The following is a 15,429-nucleotide window of genomic DNA, read 5'->3' on the forward strand; positions in this document are numbered from 1 at the left end:
CCGGGAGCCACTACAATGACTGAATCTGTAAAACAGGCGGTAGCCCGCACGGTACGCGCACCGCATGGTACGACATTGCACTGCGAAAACTGGCTGATTGAAGCGGCTTACCGCATGATCCAAAACAACCTCGATCCTGATGTCGCCGAGCGCCCGGAAGATCTGGTGGTGTATGGCGGGATCGGTAAAGCAGCTCGCAACTGGGATTGCTTTGAACAGATCCTTGCCTCGCTGCGTACACTCAAGGCCGATGAAACATTGCTGGTGCAATCGGGCAAGCCAGTCGGTATTTTCCGCACTCACGCTGATGCTCCGCGCGTGCTGATTGCCAACTCCAACCTCGTACCGCACTGGGCAAACTGGGATCATTTCCATGAGCTCGATAAAGCCGGGCTAATGATGTACGGCCAGATGACCGCGGGTTCGTGGATTTACATCGGCGCGCAAGGCATCGTGCAGGGCACTTTTGAAACCTTCGCCGAGGCTGGTCGTCAGCATTACGGTGGGGATTTGCGTGGCAAATGGATCCTGACTGCTGGGCTGGGCGGTATGGGTGGCGCACAGCCGCTGGCGGGCGTGCTGGCAGGCGCTTCGGTGTTAGCCATCGAGTGCCAGGAGTCGCGCATTGATTTCCGTCTGCGTACTCGTTATCTCGACTATAAAGCGACAACTCTTGATGAAGCGCTGGCAATGATCGAAAAAGCGAACGCGGAGAAAAAAGCGATCTCCGTCGGTCTATTAGGCAACGCCGCCGATCTGCTACCAGAATTGGTTAGACGCGCGAAAGCGGGGGGCATTAAGCCTGATATTGTGACGGATCAGACTTCGGCCCATGATCCGATAAACGGTTATTTGCCGTTGGGCTGGACGCTGGAGCGTTGGCAGAGTGAGCGTGCCTCACAACCGAAAGCCGTGGAAAAAGCCGCGCGATCCTCTATGGCGGTGCACGTTCAGGCGATGCTCGATTTCTGGAAAATGGGTGTCCCGACGGTGGATTATGGTAATAACATCCGCCAGGTGGCGTTTGATGAAGGCGTGGAAAATGCCTTTGATTTCCCGGGCTTTGTTCCGGCCTATATTCGCCCGTTGTTCTGCGAAGGCAAAGGGCCGTTTCGCTGGGTAGCGCTTTCAGGTGACCCTGAAGATATTGCGAAAACCGATGCGAAACTCAAAGAGCTATTCCCGGATAACCAGAACCTGCATCGCTGGTTGGATATGGCGCAGGAGCGTATTGCTTTCCAGGGGCTGCCGGCGCGTATTTGCTGGTTAGGTCTTGGCGAGCGTCATCTTGCTGGGCTGGCGTTTAACGAAATGGTGCGTAACGGCGAGCTGAAAGCACCAATCGTAATTGGTCGTGACCATCTGGATTGTGGTTCTGTGGCTTCGCCAAACCGTGAAACGGAATCCATGAAGGATGGCTCTGATGCGGTTTCCGACTGGCCATTGCTCAACGCGCTGCTAAATACCGCAGGCGGGGCGACCTGGGTGAGTTTGCACCATGGTGGTGGCGTAGGAATGGGCTTCTCGCAACATGCTGGCGTGGTGATTGTAGCCGATGGTACGCCAGAAGCAGCCGTGCGCTTAGGTCGTGTGCTGTGGAATGACCCAGCAACCGGCGTGATGCGCCACGCCGATGCGGGTTATGAGAGTGCCGCTGAATGCGCGAAAGCGCATGATCTGAAATTACCGATGCTACCAATTCATAACGCAAAATAATTCGAGTTGCAGGTAGGCGGCAAGGGAGCAAATCCCCAGGAGCTTACATAAGTAAGTGACTGGGGTTTGTGAGTGCAGCCAACACCGCTGCGGCTCGAAGTATGAAGCGTTAGCTATAACGGCGGGTCGCTAACCAACATAACAATGACCCGCCGACTACCATCATCACACCCTGCCAGAACGCCCAACCCGGATGTAAACCCAACCACAGGCTTGCGATTAATGCCGATAGCACTGGCGTAAAGTACGATGCGGTTGCCAGCAAAGTCATGTTCCCGCGCTGAATGCCGTGATTCCAGGCCGTGTAGGCGACAGCTGTAGAAACACCCATGAACAGGAGTTGTATTGTCGAAGGCAGCGTAAAGTGAATAGGTGCTTCGCTAACGAAAGCAAATTTAACCCACAACACTACCGCAGTGGCACAAAAGAAAAGAGATACGCCATTTTTCCCACCACTCCAGCGGCGCGTAATATTGCAATACAGCGCCCAGATTAACGCAGCGGCAAAAGCCAGGCCGTATGCCAGCGGGTTATCCAGAATGTTGTGCCACATCTGAATCGGTGACCAGTCACCATCGCCTTTCATCACCTGAATGATGCCCGCCAGTGACAGCGCAAGACCAGGCCAGAGCCATAAATTACTGCGTTGCTGGTTGATAAACAGGGCAAGCAAGATGGTCAGACTCGGCCATAAATAGTTAATCATTCCCAGTTCTAATGACTGGCTGCGGCTATGCGCAAGCCCGATAGCCAGTGCGAGGAATATTTCATAAGTGACAAATAGCGCGCCACCAATCCACAAGTAGCGGGGTGGGATTTCACGAATTTTCGGTAAACCACGCGCCAGGCACAGGCAAACTGCGCTGACGGTATAAATCAGTGCGGCACCGCCAACGGGGCCAAAATGTTCGCTGATACTGCGCAATAAACCAACTGAGGTGCTCCAGAGGAGAATGGCCACCAGGCCAAAAGCCGTGGCACGTTTTGCAGAGCTATCCATGTGTATCCAGAACGGAGTAATGTTGGATGACGCGGCGGCCATCCAACATTATTTTCAGAAACTACTGTTTCCAGAAATCATCAAATACGGTGATTGGTGGACGGCGTTTGTGTTCGGTTTTCAGATACCAGCCTTCGATGATTTTGCTGGTGGCATCGTCCAGGGTTTTGCCTTCCAGGTAGTCATCAATTTGCTCGTAGGTTACGCCCAGGGCAGCTTCATCAGGCAGAGAAGGGCGGTCATCTTCAAGATCAGCGGTTGGCGCTTTCTGGTATAAATGTTCCGGGCAGCCCAGTGTTTTAAGCAGCGCTTTCCCCTGGCGCTTGTTAAGACGGAAGATTGGGTTGATATCGGTGCCGCCATCGCCGTATTTGGTGAAGAATCCAGTCACCGCTTCAGCACCATGGTCAGTACCCACAACAACGCCTTTAGTCATGCCAGCGATACTGTATTGTGCTTTCATGCGCTCACGGGCTTTTTCATTGCCACGAATAAAATCGCTCAACTCAATACCTGCTTCACGCAGCGCTTGTTCGCTCGCCAGTACAGCACCTTTGATATTCACGGTTAGCACGCGGTCTGGCTCAATAAAGGTAATGGCATCCTGACAGTCTTGTTCATCGGCCTGCACGCCAAACGGCAAGCGTACGGCGATAAACTGGTAAGTTTCGTCACCGGTTTCATCACGCAGTTCATTGATGGCGAGCTGACAGAGTTTACCGGTAAGGGTTGAATCCTGGCCGCCGCTAATACCCAGCACCAGCGACTTAATAAATGAATATCTTTTCAGGTACGACTTCAGGAAATCAACGCTGACACGAATTTCGTGTTCTGGGTCGATCTGTGTTTTCACTCCTAGTGCCTGAATAATCTCTTGTTGCAGAGCCATTTAACCCTCCGGTGCAATTTACCTGCGTATGCAGGTAGCAAAAGTCAGATTTGTTAAAACTACCCGTTTGTGGTTAAAACGACAAGACTCATGGGAGAGAGGTTGTGCCGTTTGGTGTGATTTAGAGCTATCTGGTACGTTTTGGAGCTAACCTGGTGTTTTGTTTAATAATCCTAAAATTTACTCATTTGGTCTGCTTAGTTGAAAAATGCGCTTTTATATTCCAGGCTTATCTAACACGCATGAGCAATACCCTGAAAAACGAGGATAAAATATGAACAAGACTTTTGCAGGAATTTTAAGTGCAGCAGCGGTTATGACAATGCTTGCCGGTTGCACGGCCTACGATCGTACCAAAGATCAGGTAGCAACACCGGTTGTAAAAGATGTGAAAAAAGGCATGAGCCGTGAGCAAGTTCAACAGGTTGCAGGCAAACCGTCTTCAGAAGTGACCATGATTCACGCACGTGGTACTTGCCAGACTTACATTCTTGGCCAGCGTGATGGGAAAACAGAAACTTATTTCGTAGCGCTTGATGAAACCGGGCATGTGATGAATTCGGGTTATCAGACCTGTGCTGAGTACGATACTGACCCGCAGGTTAAAAAATAATTCCCCGTCATACTTCGAGTTGCAGATGAGTTGACTTTACCCATTAGCCTTTCTGCCACGCGAATTATTTAGGGAAATATTTTGAATAGAAAGCCGTCACTGATGTGACGGCTTTTTTGTGGGTTAAGCAGGAATATGGCTAATTTTATTACTGCGCGACCAAACGCGGTGCGCAGCTAAGAGTTTCAGGAAATCATCGGTAAATGCAGTCGTGACAGTGTCACCTTCCACCACGCCTTCCTCGCCCTGGTTATTATCGATTCCTAGCTGAGTTTTGAACTGGCGGGCATCACCTGCAAGGCCAATGACCTTTAAGTGTTTATAAGCTTCCAGTAAATAATAAGCTGCGTCACCATTATTGAGAATTGAAGTGAGATCGCCGCCGGGAACAATCACCGCATCCACTGTGACCGATGGCGAACCGGTAAACGTAGCGGCCACCGGGAGCAGGGAGCCGTCATCAGCGCTTGTTTCACCCATGCGGGAAAACAGTAATTTAGTGTGCACGCCCTGAGCTTTCAGCGCCTTCATCGCTACCAGGACATCCGCAGCATTGGCTTTTTCACTCAGCAAAATAGCCACCACACGGCCTTTCACTGAACCGCTTGGCACGGCATACAGACTTAGGCTTGGATCTTTCTTCAGGCCGTTCACATCTTTTGGCGGCGCAACATGCATCTGTTCATCAGACAGTTCAACTCCGAGATTTTCTGCGACCGGATGGGCAAGGGAAATATCAATATGTGTCAAATGATCCAGTACACGTTCGCGGATATACGGCCTCGCGACTTTGGATAATTCGAAACTAAAGGCACTGATGATGTGCTGCTGTTCCACCGGAGTCTGGCTTTGCCAGAATAGGCGCGGTTGTGAATAATATTCGCCAAACGATGGGCTGCGTTCACGGACTTTATGGCCCTCAATACGCTCCTGGTAACTTTCGAAACCGCCACGTTTTGGCCCTGGAGGAGTTTCACGCGGCCAGTTGTCGTTGATGGAGTTGGGTTCGTAGTTGGCTGGATTGTTGTCGATATCCATGCGATGCATGCCGTCACGCTGGAAGTTGTGATAAGGGCAGGTCGGACGGTTTATAGGAATTTCATGGAAGTTCGGCCCACCGAGACGGCTGATTTGTGTATCGGTGTAAGAGAACAAACGGCCTTGCAACAGCGGGTCGTTACTAAAATCTAATCCTGGAACGATATGGCCCGGATGGAATGCCACTTGTTCATTTTCGGCAAAGAAATTATCCGGGTTACGGTTGAGCGTCATTTTACCCACCAGATGAACCGGCACCAGCTCTTCGGGGATCAGTTTGGTTGGGTCGAGCAGGTCAAAGTCATATTTAAATTCATCTTCTTCCGGAATTAATTGCAAGCCCAGTTCATATTCCGGGAAGTCACCCGCTTCAATCGATTCCCAAAGGTCGCGGCGGTGGAAATCAGGATCACGTCCGGTCAGTTTTTGCGACTCATCCCACAGTAGAGAAGCTTTACCCGCGGTCGGTTTCCAGTGGAAGCGCACGAAAGTAGCTTTACCTTCTGCGTTAATCATGCGGAAAGTGTGAATCCCAAAACCTTCCATGGTGCGGTAGCTGCGCGGCAGGCCACGGTCAGACATCGCCCAGATGACGTTGTGTAGTGTTTCAGGTTGCAGCGAGACATAGTCCCAGAAGGTGTCGTGCGCGCTGCCACCTTGCGGGATAGCCCAATGTGGCTCAGGCTTCACTGCATGGACAAAGTCCGGGAATTTGTGTGCATCCTGAATGAAAAATACCGGAGTGTTGTTACCGACTAAATCGAAAATGCCTTCTTCAGTGTAGAACTTAGTGGCAAATCCGCGGATATCACGCACTGTATCGGCCGATCCAGCGCCACCTTGCACCGTTGAAAAGCGCACAAACACCGGAGTGATTTTGTCGGGGTCAGAAAGAAAATCTGCTTTGGTCACTTCCGCCATATTTTTGTAGGGCTGGAAATAACCGTGTGCCGCTGATCCGCGCGCATGAACGATACGCTCGGGAATCCGCTCATGGTCAAAGTGAGTGATTTTTTCCCGCAGGATAAAATCTTCCAGAAGCGTAGGCCCACGCGTACCAGCACGCAGCGAGTTCTGGTCATCAGCAATGCGCACGCCCTGATTGGTGGTCAGAGGGTAGTTTTCACCGTTTTTGCGATGCTTATCGAGCAATTTCAATTTTTCGTTGGAGGTGTCCGGGCTTTTATAACTCCCTGCTGCAGTGGGTTGCGCTCCTGGAGGGCTGGGTTCAGTTGAAGGGCGATGAGAGCCATCTTCGGGTGCCAGCGAATCCATACCAGGCTTCGATTCATTGGCGTCATGTATAGGCGCACTGTGATTCAGAGGGTGCTTATCGTTAGTCGACATTGAACTCATCTCCTGTTTTAGTCCTGCTCTAATTGGGCTTCGTATGGCCCAAAACAGCTTTAACTATAGGACAAGGTCATCTCGACGCGAGACTTATGGGACAGTTCTCCGTTATCATAGCGAAGTTGTTCATCAATTTAGTTTTGATTCCATTGCCTATGAAACCTTTACGCCAACCGAATACTCGTCCCGTTCTTACGTACCAACCGCGTGTTGAACCCTCACCACCTTCTCATGCTTTTCGAGTGGATGGGTTTAAGGATGTGTGGCTGCTAAGCAATCGCTACGTGGCTTTTGTGCTGGTAGGAAATGCGTTCCGCCAGTCACCGCCCTTTACCTTACCGGAATCGGCACAACGCTGGGCAATACAGGTCAGACATGAAAATGAGATTTACTGAGAGAAGAACGAGCTCAGAGCTGTTTTAATAGACGTGAGTTTAAAGGCCTGCTGGGTGCAGGCCCTGAACGCTGATTGACTTACCCGCCGTTACTGAGCCGCTCAAACTCTTCACAACCGGTATCAAAGCCTTCCATGCAGCTCAAATTTAACCACTGCAATGCACGCTGTTTATTGACAGCGATAAAACCTTTTTCGCCGTTTAAAAATAACATTCCAGCCCAGTACTCGGCGTATCCGGTGCGGGAGAGTGTAGAGCTGCGTTTAAACCAGAAAGTGGCTTTTTCGTCATCTTGCGCTGTCCCTACACCGTTGGCGTAGATTAACCCCAGGAACATTTGCGCATCGACTGCCGAGTCACTTTCTATATCCTGCGAGGCGCTTTCAAGCAGTTCAATGGCCCTGGTGTAATCGGGTTTACCCGCTTGGGTATTAACGAAAATGCGTGCCAGAGTCACTTTTCCAGACTGGCTGCCTCGTTGTACGGCCTGCTCTGCTAACGATTTAGCCTGTGGGTAATTAGCGGTAGCAGGATCAAGTATTTTGAGTTGAGCCAATAACGCCATGGCGTCGGCATCACCCTGAGCGGCTGATTTTGCAGCCCAGCTTTCTGCCTGCTGATATTCGCCGGCACTAACCAGGGTATCGGCAAGATAGAATTGCGCGCGGCTGTCACCTTCCTGCGCATGTTTCAGGTAAGGGCTATCGACATTTTCTGCCCAGGCGCCAGAGACAAAGAAGAAAAGTAGAATGCAGAGTCGTTTCATTGAGGGAAGAGGTCCGTTGAAGGCGAAAGTATTTTGGCACCCTGAGAGGGGCTCTAAGTTATAAATAAAAAAAACGGTTCCCTGTTAAAGGAACCGTTTATTGTCGCAGATTATAAGGTGGTTTTGCTACTGATTAGCGATGCGCCAATTCCGCTTCTTCATCACTATTGAGTAATTCTTTATCCGTCTGCTTCATCAACTGGCTGGTGATAGTACCGGCAGTCATTGAACCGCTAACGTTCAGAGCAGTACGACCCATATCAATAAGTGGCTCAACAGAAATCAGCAATGCTACCAGTGTGACCGGCAAGCCCATGGCTGGCAGAACAATCAGGGCTGCGAAGGTTGCACCGCCACCGACGCCCGCAACACCTGCGGAGCTTACGGTTACGATACCAACCAGAGTTGCAATCCAAATAGGGTCCAGCGGGTTAATCCCGACGGTTGGAGCGACCATCACCGCCAGCATGGCAGGATACAGACCAGCACAACCGTTCTGACCAATGGTGGCACCAAAGGACGCAGCGAAGCTTGCGATGGACTCAGGAACACCCAGACGGCGAGTTTGCGCTTCAACGTTCAATGGAATGCTGGCGGCGCTTGAACGACTGGTGAAGGCAAAAGTCAGTACAGGCCAGACCTTACGGAAGTATTTCAGCGGGCTCACGCCGTTTACGGCCAGCAATACTGCGTGCACGCCGAACATAATTGCTAGACCGAGATAAGACGCAACCACGAAACTACCAAGTTTGATGATGTCTTGCAGGTTTGAACCGGCAACAACTTTGGTCATCAGCGCAAGTACACCATATGGCGTCAATTGCATGACCAGGCGCACCAGCTTCATTACCCAGCTTTGCAGCGTGTCGATAGCCACCAGAACACGTTCACCTTTCGGCGCATCGTCTTTGAGTAATTTCAGTGCGGCGACACCCAGGAAGGCCGCGAAAATCACTACGCTAATTATTGAGGTTGGATTCGCTCCAGTCAGGTCAGCAAACGGGTTTTTCGGCACGAATGACAGAATCAGTTGCGGCACGTTCAGGTCAGCCACTTTGCCCACATAGGTGGTTTCAATGGTGCTTAGACGAGCGGTTTCAGCTGTACCTTGTACTAAACCTTCAGCCGTCAGGCCGAACAGGTTGGTCACCAACACGCCGACAAGTGCCGAGATCAAAGTGGTAAACAGCAAGGTTCCGATGGTCAGGAAGCTGATTTTCCCCAGTGAAGAGGCATTATGCAAACGAGCTACCGCGCTCAGAATTGAGGCGAACACTAATGGCATGACGATCATTTGCAACAGTTGTACATAACCGTTACCAACGATGTTAAACCACTGGATAGATTGTTTAAGTACCGGGCTGTCTTCGCCATAAATGGTGTGCAGCGCCAGGCCATATACTACGCCCATTGCTAAACCAAGCAGTACTTTTTTTGCCAGACTCCACTGTTTGTGGCGAGTTTGCGCCAGCAACAGCAGCAGAATAACGAACACGATAACGTTCGCTATAAGTGGAAAATTCATCCCCGTATCTCCTGAGTGTTTTTTAAATAGATGGACTGATTGCCATCTTTATTGTGTAAATCGTACCAGAAGCTTAGAACGACACTTATATTCAAAAGGAATTGATTATTACATTTTGATTAGTTTCGTCTAATTATTGTGCTGAATGGTGATTTAAAAGGCTGTTGAAGGTCATTTGCATTGAAATTATCACCTGTGATGACCAACGCACCGCACTGTTATCGGGCAAACTTTGCGGCATCCACACAGCCAGACCAAACAGCGCCATACACAAAACGCGTTCAAGTTGGTTGCCTTTTTGCGGTCTGACAATCGGAAAGCGAAAGCGCAAACGGCATGGCCACAGCAGTGGAACTCCAGCAGGCGTAAGCATATCTGCCAGAATATGGCTCAAATAACCCAACACCATGCCTTGTAACGCATCGGCGGGAATAACCCAGGTTTCAGGGACTTTAAGATAGAACAGTGCAAGGCTTGCAAACACCGCAAACAAACTGTGTGTAAAGCCCCTATGACCGCAGGCACGGGCGATAGGTTTGGAAATCCACGGCAGGCGCTGGCCCAGAAACGACTTTGGATGGTCGATATCTGGTAATAAGCAGGTCAGAATGGCTGACGGCACAATATGCCACCAGTCTCCTTGAGCAAGCACGGGCGTGAGTTCGGCGTTTTTTGCGAAAACTGCGCAGGCAATGGAAAAAAGAAGATGGCCTTCCGCCGTCATGATACTACCTGGATGAAAACTGTCGATTCATACAGTATAGGGATTTTATACAGTAGACGGAAGAGGTGACGGCGTAACATTTTGCTACCGCCGGTTACCCGGCGATAGCGGATTTACCGGGCTAGCCAGCCACCGTCGACTGCAATGGTATATCCGTTGACGTAATCGGACGCGCTTGACGCGAGAAAAACTATTGGGCCTTGTAGATCCGCGGGAGCACCCCATCGGCCGGCTGGAATACGGTCGAGTATTTCCTGGCTGCGCACTTCGTCATCACGCAGTTGTTGAGTATTGTTAGTAGCCATATATCCCGGTGCAATGGCATTCACATTAATACTGTGTTGTGCCCATTCGTTTGCCAGCAGTCGCGTGACACCGAGCACCGCGCTTTTTGATGCCGTATAAGAGGGAACCCGGATACCGCCCTGGAATGACAACATTGAGGCGATATTAATAATTTTCCCGCCACCACCTTGCCTGATGAATTGTTTTGCTACCGCCTGAGAGAGAAAGAACACTGATTTAATGTTCAGGTTCATCACGTCGTCCCAATTTTTCTCGCTAAATTCAAGGGCGTCTTCGCGGCGAATGGTGCCCGCGTTATTGACCAGAATGTCTATTTTCCCCATTCCCGCCACAGCTTGTTCGATGATGCCCGGAATGACCTCGTGCTGACTTAAATCTGCCTGGATGGCGAGAAAACGTCGCCCCAACGCTTCCACTTTTTGCGCGGTTTCGTGCGGAATTTTGCGGTTCACACTAACGATGTCACAACCAGCCTCAGCAAGGCCGATCGCCATTCCCTGACCCAATCCAGTGTCACAACCTGTGACGATAGCGACTTTACCCTGCAGATTAAAAGCATCGAGAATCATAGTTACCCCGGTATCCGGAAAAGCGCATATGCGCGTGTAAATCAAGAATAGATACGGGATGGGGGAAATTCAAATTAATATGAAATAGTGTTTCAATAATTTTGACGGAGGTATGATTTCGAGAAAGATGCGGGGAGTCCCGCACCTTATAAAAGATTAGCCAAGGAGGTGTTCAGCGCGTAATTCAACCAGTGACGGGAGTTTAACGTTGGCAAGACACCAGCGCACATCATCATGGTTTTCTTCGGCGGGAACCACGATTGAACGCATCCGTGCAGCTTTGGTGGCAATCATTCCATTTACGGAATCTTCAAGTGTCACACAGGTAAGGGGATCGACACCTAATTTTGCTGCGGCATCCAGGTAAACCTGAGGGTGCGGTTTGCTGTAAGACAGGTGTTCAGCTGAGGCGATGGCATCAAACTGGTCACGCAGATCAAACATTTCCAGAACGCGTTCAAGCATATGCAGAGGTGATGCAGAAGCTAAACCTACTTTCAGCCCCTGTGCTTTGCACAATGCAACTGCTTCACGCACACCTGGCAAGAGAGGGCGTTTTTCTTCAACTAAGGAGATGGCTCGGGTAATGACACGGTTGGTCACTTCTTCACGCGTTGGACCATTCCACGGTTGGTGTGAGAACCACAGGTCGACGACCAGATCGATACGCAAGCCGAGCGTATCGGGTAGTTCGCAACGGCGGGAAATATCTACGCCTATGCTTGCCATAACCTCCAGCTCTGCTTCATCCCATAACGGTTCTGAATCAATCAACAAACCGTCCATATCAAAAATTGCAGCTACAATTTGGCGAGTAACAGCCATTTATCGACTCCTGTCATTTATGTATTAAAGATAAGATCTCTAATCAATAGCTGGAATTACCCGAGGATGCCACTGCTTTGTGAAATTCGCCCGTAAAGCTCAGGCGAAATCACACCGGACAAGGTAGACTTTGTGCGTACAAGTTGCGTCTTAACTAAGGGGAACGAATGACGTATCAACAAGCTGGACGCATTGCCGTACTCAAACGTGTGGCTGGCTGGGTAATTTTTATCCCGGCGGTAATTTCTACACTGATTTCGATTTTGAAGTTTATGGATGCACACAGCGAAAAACAGGCAGGCATTAATGCCGTGATGCTGGATTTTGCTCATGTCATGATTGAGATGATGCGTTTCAATACGCCATTTTTAAATTTCTTCTGGTACAACTCGCCTCAACCAGAGTTCCACCAGCAGGCAAACATACTGTTCTGGGTCATCTACGCATTGATATTTGTTGGCCTCGCATTACAGGCATCTGGGGCACGTATGAGCCGCCAGGCGAAGTTTTTGCGTGAAGGTGTGCAAGATCAATTGATTCTGGAACAAGCAAAAGGCCCCGAAGGGTTAACGAAAGCGCAGATCGATGCAAAAATTGTCGTTCCACGACACACGATTTTCCTGCAAATTTTCCCGCTCTATGTTTTACCTATCATCATTATCGTCATCGGCTACTTCTTCTTTTCATTACTGGGTTTCATCTAATAAGACCGCTCTCCTGGAGATGGAGAGCGGTTAATGTTTTGCTTCAGTGGGCGATTAAGTAAAACAACCCGGTTAAAGCTGCACTCATCAGATTGGATAGAGTGCCTGCCAGAATGACTTTTGCACCCATTTGAGCGATAAAACTTTTCTGTGCGGGAACAATACCACCCAGTACGCCAATCAATGCCGCGGGTGCGGACAGATTAGCGAATCCTGCCAGTGCCATAATCACGATGATTTGCGAGTACTCGGAGAGTTCCGACTTGAGTGATATAAAACTGGTGTAGGCAACAAACTCATTTAGCACCAGCTTTTGTCCCAGCAAACTCCCAACTTGCAGCATCTCGGCTCCAGGTACACCCAACAGCCATGCAATGGGAGCAAAGAGATAACTAAATATGAGTTGTAGTGTGATGTTAGCGACGCCAAAAAGATTAAATGCCCAGCCAAGCAGACCATTGACCATGGCAATCAATGCGATTAATGCCAGTAGCATTGCACCGACATTCACCGCTAACTTCAGGCCAGATATAGCTCCGTTAGTTGCCGCTTCAACGATGTTAATCGGCCTTTCTTCATGGTTTTCATTATCCTCAATGTGAATATCGGCAACCTTGTCAGGTTCGGTTTCCGGGTAGAGAATTTTTGCCATTAATAGCCCGCCGGGCGCGGACATGAAAGAGGCCGCAACCAGATAACGCATTTCAATCCCCATACTGGCGTAACCGACCAGAACCGACCCAGCGATGGAAGCAACGCCGCCACACATCAAAGCAAAAAGTTCTGAGCGTGTCATTTTTGGGGCGTAGGGGCGCATTAGCACGAATACATCGGTGTTACCGGCAAAAATATTTGCAGTAGCCGCCATGGATTCTGCGGGACTGGTTTTTAACAACTTATGAATGGCGGTACCGATAATACGGATCACCCATTGCATAATGCCGAGGTAATAGAGCACGGAGAAGAGTGCTGACATAAAGATAATGATCGGCAAAACGTGAAACGCGAACAGGAAGCCCATTTTAAAGCGGCCTAAATCACCAAAAAGAAAATTAATCCCCTCAGATGAATAAGTTAGCACTCCAGAAAGGCTGTTAGAGATGGAAAGTAAGATTCTCTCGCCAGCGGGAACATAAAGTATGAATGCCGCCACGGATGCCTGAATAGTAAAAGCACCGATGACTGTGCGTAACTTAATTGCTCTGCGATTTGACGAAAATAGCAGTGCGATGGCCAGCAGAACAAGAATACATAGGCAAAGAATAAATATGCGCATGTTTATTCCTTATCGGCATCAATAATTTTACGAAACAGATCTTTAAACAGATCGTCTCGTTCGATAAATTTCACCACCCGAATCTGGTGGCGACGGTTATCAAAACTCCAGTTCAGATTGTCATTAACCAGTGGTGCAGCCAGATACTGGCAGGTAAACCATTCAGGGTTCAGTACATAGCCTACGGTGGTGATATCCCAAATAACTTTGCGAGAAGCGAAGCCAATCCACGGACAGCGTGGTGCTATCTCGGCGATGTAGTTGCCAAAACGACTGGTATTCGAAAGATAAAATTGTAATTCTGGTACTGAGGTTGCCATACAGTTGGCTACGCCAAAGCAGGGGATTTGCGTAAGTGCGGCACCGCTATCAAAGAGTATGCGGCTGGCGAAAACATCCTGCATCAAATTAAATTCTTGGTTATTTTTCCAGTCATAACTGTTGCCGCCAAGCCAAATGACATGGATTTTATGGATAATATCAGGGGCAGTAAGTAGCGCATTGGCAACATTAGTTGGCGCACCAATACAGAGAACCTGAAGCGTCTGTGTCGCGGCGCGTGCGCGAATAATTAAATCTTCTACGGCTGGTGATATTTCTATTTCATCACTCTTGGTCAGGTACCGCGTAGAACCTTTAAATATTGCTGGGAGTGGCTGCCGGTGTGGAAGTTTTTCAAATACCCGGTGAATTTCGTCAAAACTCAATTCCATTCCTACGGCAGGATTATCAACATAGGTGTGAGAATTGCCCTCGCCAAAAAAATGGTTGGTAAAAGGGGCGGCATAAATGGCTTGAAGGTCTATACGTTCCGGATGCAGGTAAGCCCAGGCGATGGCTATCTGATCGTCAATTTCATTATAAGTATCGCTATCCATCACGACAGGAATCACGCCGTCGGACGGAAGGGACATCAGTGCTGCGCGTTGTACCGGCGTGAGTTCCGGCCATAGTGAGATTTTCATATGAATAGATTCCGTAAGTTAAAAGTCATAAGCGAGACGATAAATTAAAATATCTCCGTAACCATCCGCCCCCAACTTGTTATAAAAATAGCGATACATAAATGTTGTTGAAATATGGTTGGTTAGTTTCCATGTGATATTTAAACCACCATTTAAACCTTCACGACCAGAGTTATTGGCTGTGTAATCATCGTTGCGGTCTAGTTCTATTTCATTCCAGTTGGTAAGCAATAAATCCTGGTTGAATAGAGTGAAGGCATAACCTGCATTCCAGCCGATACTGAAGCCATTTAGACCGTTAACATCATGCGCGGGGCCAAAATTATTATGGGCGGTAATATATTGCCGTGCTATCCATGGTTTAAACCACCAGCCATCACCTTTTATATCGGTATAACCTAACCCAATAAATTGGTTGGTTTCTTTAAAGTCGGGACTTTGCGAATTATACACTTTAGTAAATAGACTTACGCCGCTGCTCCATAAATAAGTATGGATTTCTCCATTGGCGGTCTGCCCCTGATTACCTTCTTTGTCTAAGATGTTTTCATAATCATAAAAACCATACATCTCTCCCCAATCGAAACCCATACCGCCTTCAATACCAATTAAAGCCTGCTCATATTCAAGATCTTTAACGCCTGAGTCCCAGGATTGATAGTCAAAATGGATATTCCCCCAGCCATATTTTTGTTCGGACTGTACAAGAAATGAAGTTGCTAACAAAATCAAACTAATGATGATCCGTGTCATTTTAATTCCCTTAAA

General features: G+C 49.0%; 15 protein-coding genes. 4 read left to right on the top strand and 11 right to left on the bottom strand.

The genetic code is table 11. The annotated features are described in order from the left end of the window. Positions 1-15: 15 nt before the first annotated feature. Complete coding sequence (gene hutU, locus M977_RS19470) at positions 16-1,716, top strand: urocanate hydratase (protein ID WP_064518215.1); 1,701 nt, start codon at positions 16-18, stop codon at positions 1,714-1,716. Between the two features lie 109 nt (positions 1,717-1,825). Here the strand turns inward: hutU and yddG are convergent, their stop codons facing one another. Both yddG and nadE read right to left on the bottom strand, forming a co-directional pair. Then, complete coding sequence (gene yddG / locus M977_RS19475) at positions 1,826-2,716, bottom strand: aromatic amino acid DMT transporter YddG (RefSeq protein WP_064518217.1); 891 nt, start codon at positions 2,714-2,716, stop codon at positions 1,826-1,828. 61 nt (positions 2,717-2,777) lie between these two features. Then, a complete protein-coding gene (gene nadE / locus M977_RS19480) occupies positions 2,778-3,605 on the bottom strand; it encodes an ammonia-dependent NAD(+) synthetase (protein WP_064518219.1) in 828 nt (275 codons plus the stop codon). Between the two features lie 274 nt (positions 3,606-3,879). On the opposite strand from nadE, the gene osmE reads away from it, so the two are divergent. Further along, positions 3,880-4,218, top strand: coding sequence for an osmotically-inducible lipoprotein OsmE (osmE, locus tag M977_RS19485; protein ID WP_064518222.1), 339 nt, complete (start codon positions 3,880-3,882; stop codon positions 4,216-4,218). Between the two features lie 123 nt (positions 4,219-4,341). Here the strand turns inward: osmE and katE are convergent, their stop codons facing one another. Continuing rightward, the gene (katE, locus tag M977_RS19490) at positions 4,342-6,603 is read right to left on the bottom strand and encodes a catalase HPII (RefSeq protein WP_064518223.1); all 2,262 of its coding nucleotides are present in this window, start codon (positions 6,601-6,603) and stop codon (positions 4,342-4,344) included. Between the two features lie 158 nt (positions 6,604-6,761). Between katE and cedA the strand changes: the two genes are divergently transcribed. Further along, positions 6,762-7,001 (top strand): cell division activator CedA, encoded by a 240-nt coding sequence (gene cedA / locus M977_RS24585; protein ID WP_074392080.1) that lies wholly within the window; start codon positions 6,762-6,764, stop codon positions 6,999-7,001. Between the two features lie 79 nt (positions 7,002-7,080). On the opposite strand, the gene M977_RS19495 is transcribed toward cedA, so the two are convergent. From M977_RS19495 to hxpB, 5 genes are all read right to left on the bottom strand, one after another. Next, positions 7,081-7,767: a tetratricopeptide repeat protein gene (locus tag M977_RS19495; RefSeq protein ID WP_064518225.1), complete on the bottom strand. Its 687-nt coding sequence runs from the start codon at positions 7,765-7,767 to the stop codon at positions 7,081-7,083. Positions 7,768-7,900: 133 nt separating this feature from the next. Continuing rightward, positions 7,901-9,292: an L-cystine transporter gene (locus tag M977_RS19500; RefSeq protein ID WP_064518227.1), complete on the bottom strand. Its 1,392-nt coding sequence runs from the start codon at positions 9,290-9,292 to the stop codon at positions 7,901-7,903. A gap of 133 nt (positions 9,293-9,425) precedes the next feature. Next, complete coding sequence (locus tag M977_RS19505) at positions 9,426-10,016, bottom strand: metal-dependent hydrolase (protein ID WP_064518229.1); 591 nt, start codon at positions 10,014-10,016, stop codon at positions 9,426-9,428. Between the two features lie 113 nt (positions 10,017-10,129). Further along, complete coding sequence (kduD, locus tag M977_RS19510) at positions 10,130-10,891, bottom strand: 2-dehydro-3-deoxy-D-gluconate 5-dehydrogenase KduD (RefSeq protein WP_064518231.1); 762 nt, start codon at positions 10,889-10,891, stop codon at positions 10,130-10,132. A gap of 156 nt (positions 10,892-11,047) precedes the next feature. Further along, positions 11,048-11,716 carry a hexitol phosphatase HxpB gene (gene hxpB / locus M977_RS19515; protein WP_064518233.1) on the bottom strand — a complete coding sequence of 223 codons (669 nt, stop codon included), beginning with the start codon at positions 11,714-11,716 and terminating at the stop codon, positions 11,048-11,050. A 167-nt stretch (positions 11,717-11,883) separates the two neighbouring features. Between hxpB and M977_RS19520 the strand changes: the two genes are divergently transcribed. Beyond that, the gene (locus M977_RS19520) at positions 11,884-12,420 is read left to right on the top strand and encodes a YniB family protein (protein ID WP_064518235.1); all 537 of its coding nucleotides are present in this window, start codon (positions 11,884-11,886) and stop codon (positions 12,418-12,420) included. Between the two features lie 43 nt (positions 12,421-12,463). Here M977_RS19520 and M977_RS19525 read toward each other — a convergent pair whose 3' ends face one another. The 3 genes from M977_RS19525 to M977_RS19535 are packed head-to-tail and all read right to left on the bottom strand — an operon-like array spanning position 12,464 to position 15,414. After that, positions 12,464-13,696, bottom strand: coding sequence for a NupC/NupG family nucleoside CNT transporter (locus tag M977_RS19525; RefSeq protein ID WP_064518237.1), 1,233 nt, complete (start codon positions 13,694-13,696; stop codon positions 12,464-12,466). Between the two features lie 2 nt (positions 13,697-13,698). After that, positions 13,699-14,661, bottom strand: a complete 963-nt coding sequence (locus M977_RS19530; RefSeq protein ID WP_064518239.1) for a nucleoside hydrolase — start codon at positions 14,659-14,661, stop codon at positions 13,699-13,701. 18 nt (positions 14,662-14,679) lie between these two features. Continuing rightward, positions 14,680-15,414 carry an outer membrane protein OmpK gene (locus M977_RS19535; protein ID WP_064518242.1) on the bottom strand — a complete coding sequence of 245 codons (735 nt, stop codon included), beginning with the start codon at positions 15,412-15,414 and terminating at the stop codon, positions 14,680-14,682. Positions 15,415-15,429 lie beyond the last annotated feature (15 nt).

The organism is Buttiauxella gaviniae ATCC 51604, assembly GCF_001654835.1.
GTDB classification, from domain to species: domain Bacteria; phylum Pseudomonadota; class Gammaproteobacteria; order Enterobacterales; family Enterobacteriaceae; genus Buttiauxella; species Buttiauxella gaviniae.